General features: G+C 64.6%; 2 protein-coding genes. Both read left to right on the top strand.

Annotation, left to right across the window (positions count from 1 at the left end):
• Positions 1-198: 198 nt before the first annotated feature.
• The gene (locus AC50X7_RS18455) at positions 199-1,206 is read left to right on the top strand and encodes a LacI family DNA-binding transcriptional regulator (protein ID WP_494980347.1); all 1,008 of its coding nucleotides are present in this window, start codon (positions 199-201) and stop codon (positions 1,204-1,206) included.
• 111 nt (positions 1,207-1,317) lie between these two features.
• Positions 1,318-4,350, top strand: a complete 3,033-nt coding sequence (locus AC50X7_RS18450; RefSeq protein ID WP_494980346.1) for a glycoside hydrolase family 2 TIM barrel-domain containing protein — start codon at positions 1,318-1,320, stop codon at positions 4,348-4,350.
• Positions 4,351-4,793 lie beyond the last annotated feature (443 nt).

Here is a 4,793-nt window from a genome sequence, read left to right as displayed (position 1 = left end):
GAGGCCCCAACCAGTCACTGGTTGGGGCCTCCCACACTTAAAACACCCCAGGGCCCTGACACACCACGTCAGGGCCCCACCACTTTATCCAGCACACACCACCCCGCCACCAAGGACAGGAACAGCCAGGTTGTCCTCAGCCCGGCCCGCACAACCACAACTGAACGCCGAGCCATAGCCGGCGCCTAGACTTACGGCATGACACCGAGTTCCCGCGAGCCACGCATTCGCCGGGCCACCATTCTTGATGTGGCGGCCGCTGCCGGTGTCTCGCGTCAGACCGTGACCCGCGCCATGAATGACATGTCTGGAATCAGCCAGGCCACGCGTGAGCGGGTCCAACAACTGGCATGGGAGCTGGGCTACACCCCCAGCAGGTTTGCGAAGGGCCTGGTGCAGGGCGCCCGGGTCTCCCTCGGGCTCGCCATCCCGGACCTCACCAACCCGTACTTCCCTGCCTTCGCTTCCAGTGTGGTGGAAGTGGCCACCCAGCGTGGCTGGAACGTGGTGGTTGATGACTTTGGCCACGGCAGCGGGAACGGCCTGGACGCCGTGACCCGCCTGGCGCCCCAGGTCGATGCCCTGGTCGGCTATCTCGGCGCCTGCTCGAGTGATGCCCAGGTATTGATGGGCCGGCGCCCGGTAGTGGTGCTCGACTACCCGTCAGGCAAAGCAGCCGGGGGCATCTCCTTTGATTACTCCCACGGAGCGCGGATTGCCTTGGAACGGCTCAAGGAAGCCGGTTGCCGACAGATTGCCTATCTTGACTCGGACCAGGAGGGCCCCGCCACCACCCGCGGCCGGGCAGTCGCAGATGCAGCAGCTGGCGCCGGCATCGAGCTCACCGTCCGGCAGGCTGCTGACTCCGCCGCTGCGGCCGGGGCAGCTGTGCAATCGATGATTAAACAGCATGCCGGCATCGACGGGCTCCTGGTGTTCAATGACCTCATGGCAGCAGGGGCACTCAAAGCCCTGCACCAAGCGGGCAGAACGGTGCCGGGGGACTGCGCCGTGATCGGGATGGACGGAATCCCTTTGGGGGGGCTCGTGACACCCGAACTGACCACCCTGTCCCTCGACCTTCGCGCGGTGGGGCGGGCCGCCGTCGACCTCGTTAACGGCCTGCTGACCGGCACCGTGGAGGCTGGAAGCGAAGGTGCCACGCTGGTGCTCCAACACCAGCTCGTCCTTCGTCAGTCAGCCTGACCCTACTCAACCCGGGCAAATTCGACTAGGCTGCAGTGTGCGGTCCGTGAACGTTCACGCGGAGCGGGCGGGGAATTAGGACCAGCCTGCATCCATGAAGCAAGGAAGCCCATGTCAGTTGCATCGCCTACCGTGCATGCCGGCAGCAGCCCGGAACGCACCCCGGATTCGCCTGTTACCAGCCTCGAACTCGGCGCCGAGGACGTCCGGGGGCTGTCCTCCCTGGAGCCCGGCACCGGCAGCCTGCCTGCGCGGGCCTACCTGAACAGTGACGCTCCAAAGCTGTTACTCAACGGGGAGTGGCAGTTCCGCCTCAGCGGGGGAATCCGAACGGCACCTGATGACGGCTGGCAGCTGGGGGAGGATCTGAACGGATTCGAAAGCCTGCCCGTGCCGTCCTGCTGGTCCATGCATGGTCACGGTGCTCCCGCGTACACAAATGTCCAGTTCCCGTTCGCCGTTGAACCGCCACACGTGCCTGAGGCCAACCCGATTGGTGACCATGTGCTGGTCTTCGAGGCCGGGCCCGAGTTCTTTCCGCAGGCACTTTTGCGGTTCGACGGCATCGAGTCTGCCGGAACGGTCTGGTTGAACGGGGTGGAACTCGGCACCACCCGCGGCAGCAGGCTGGCCCACGAATTCGACGTGGCCGGGATCCTTGAGGAAGGCCAGAACACGCTGGCCGTGCGGGTCGCCCAGTTCTCGGCCGCCAGCTACGTGGAGGACCAGGATATGTGGTGGCTCCCCGGTATCTTCCGCGACGTCACCCTGCAGGCCCGTCCGTCTGAGGGAGTCGATGACGTTTTTGTCCGCGCCGACTTCGACCACGTCAGCGGCGAAGGCGTCCTCAAAGTGGACGCAAGCCGGGGCGGACAGGCGATTTACGCCGTCGTGCGCGTTCCGGAACTGGACCTGGAACTCCCCGCCGGCACCGAGGTGCGGGTCCCCGCCGTCGAGCCGTGGTCAGCTGAGATGCCCCGGCTCTACAAGGCAACAGTCAGCACGGAGGGGGAATCTGTTGCCCTGCAGGTGGGCTTCCGCAGTATCACCGTCGAAGACGCGCAGTTCAAGGTCAACGGCCGGCGGATCCTGCTGCGCGGCGTCAACCGCCACGAGCACCACCCGCGCCTTGGCCGGGTGGTGCCCCGGGATGTGGTGGAGGCCGAGCTGCGGCTCATGAAGCAGCACAACATCAACGCCATCCGGACGTCGCATTACCCGCCGCATCCGGAGTTCCTGGCGCTTGCGGACCAGCTTGGCTTCTACGTTGTGCTTGAGTGCGACCTCGAAACGCACGGTTTTGAGAGCGCTGGCTGGGCCCGGAACCCCAGCGATGATCCCCACTGGGAAGCGGCACTCGTGGATCGCATGCGCCGCACGGTGGAGCGGGACAAAAACCACCCCGCGGTGGTCATGTGGTCCCTCGGCAACGAGGCCGGCACCGGCAGGAACCTCGCCGCCATGTCGCGCTGGACCAAGGACCGGGACCCGTCCCGGCCAATCCACTACGAGGGCGACTGGTCCTCGGCGTACGTCGACGTCTACTCCCGCATGTACGCCAGCCAGGCCGAAACAGCACTGATCGGGCAGGGGATCGAGCCGCCACTGGAAGACGCCCAGTTGGACGCTCGACGGCGCGCCATGCCTTTTGTGCTCTGCGAATACGTCCACGCCATGGGCAACGGCCCAGGCGGCATGAGCGAGTACCAGGAGCTTTTCGAGAAGTACCCCCGCCTCATGGGCGGCTTTGTGTGGGAATGGCTGGAACACGGCATCACCGTCGCGTCGCACGGCGGCGGCGAGCACTACGCCTACGGCGGGGACTTCGGTGAGGATGTCCACGACGGCAACTTTGTCACCGATGGGCTGGTGGATGCGGATCGCAACCCCAGGCCAGGGCTTCTGGACTTCAAAAAGGTCATCGAACCGCTGCGTATCACCGTGGCCGCTGACTGGTCCGGCTTCACCGTCCGCAACAGCCACGACTTCGCAGACACTGGCGCCTACAGCTTCCGTTACGTGGTGGAGGCCGACGGCGGTACCCTCGGCGCAGGGGCGGTGGAAGTCGCGTCCGTGGCACCCTCCGCCGAGGCGCTTGTGGAGCTCTCAAGCAGGGTTGCTTCTCTCACTGCAAGCCTGCCTGACGGCCAGTCGGCGGTACTCACGGTGAGTGCACTCCTCGCCGCTGATTCACTATGGGCTTCAGCTGGGCATGAGGTCGCTTGGGGGCAATCTGTCCGGGAGCCGGGTTCCGCAGTACAGCCGGCAACCCTTGAACCCGTGCTCGTTCGGGACAGCGAACTTCACCTGGGACCCGTAGTGTTCAGCCGGATTACCGGAATGCCCACCTCAATTGGTGGGTTGCCCGTGGAGAAGACGGGGCTGACGTTGTGGTGGCCGCCTACAGACAACGACCTCGGCCGGGAATGGGACGGCACAGATGAGCGCCCGCTCGCCACGCAGTGGAAGGACGCCCGGCTGAACCTGCTCCACGCCCGGCTGCTGGGCATCAGCGCGGGAGCGAGCCCGGAAGGCGGGGACGCCCTGACGGTCCGTACCCGCGTGAGTGCTGCGGACAAGCAGTACGGGGTTTTTGTGGATTACACCTGGACCAGCGACGGCGAAACGGTTGGCCTCCGGACCCAGGTCCGGCCTGACAGCAAGTGGGTCAACCGGGGCTTTGAAGTGGAATGGGCGCGGATAGGGCTGGAACTCGTGCTGGGTAAAGAGACGGCGACCGTGAGCTGGTTCGGTCAGGGCCCCCATCAGAGCTATCCCGACACGGGGCAAGGGACGCGGACGGGCTGGTTCTCGAATCCCCTGGCAGACATGGATGTTGAGTACGTGCGGCCACAGGAGTGCGGTGCCCGGTCCAGGGTGCGCTCGGCCGCCCTCGAGGTAGGAGGCAGGACGCTCGTGATTTCCGGCGACCCCTTTGCGTTGACTGTCCGGCCGTATGACATGAAGGTTCTGGATGCAGCGGCCCACCGCCCGGACTTAAAGGCCGACGGGCGGACGTACGTGTACCTCGACCATGCGCTCCGGGGTGTAGGTACCGCTGCCTGTGGCCCCGGCGTCCTGGAGCAGTACCGCCTAAAGCCGCGGGAGGCGGACTTCAAACTGACACTTCGGGTTTGTGTTTGAGGGGTGGTGGGGGTGTGAGCCGGTCCATAGTTGTGTGGGTGGTGTTGTGGGCTGGCTGGTCGTGGTGGTGTGTCTTCTGGTTCCGTGTTGTGGCGGGGTTTTTGGGGGTGTGGGGTGGGTGTGGGGGTGGATTTGCGGGTTGGGTTGTGGGCGTGTATTGTTTTCTGAGTCGCCGCCGCTGATGCGGAAAGATTGCGGCCAACCCCCCTTTTTTCAACAGCCTGGAATATGGTTCGCTTTTGGGCGTGCCGGTTTGGGTGGGGCCGGGTTCCTGGAGTTTGTATCGCGGAAACGCTGATTTGCAAAGCTTCGGGGGTTCGGGTAAGTTTGAGAAGTTGCTCCGGAGCGATCCTGAACCGTTTGGTTGGGTGGTGCCGGGTGTGTCTGTTGTTTGAGAACTCAATAGTGTGCCAAGTTTGTTGATACCAATTTTTTATTGATTG

The organism is Pseudarthrobacter sp. Hb11 (assembly GCF_059383655.1).
This window is presented reverse-complemented; position numbering and strand designations above follow the sequence as displayed.

Bases quoted from the DNA above. Each gene is read 5' to 3' on its own strand.
- AC50X7_RS18455 (WP_494980347.1), top strand. From the start codon at position 199: ATGACACCGAGTTCCCGCGAGCCACGCATTCGCCGGGCCACCATTCTT.
- AC50X7_RS18450 (WP_494980346.1), top strand. From the start codon at position 1,318: ATGTCAGTTGCATCGCCTACCGTGCATGCCGGCAGCAGCCCGGAACGC.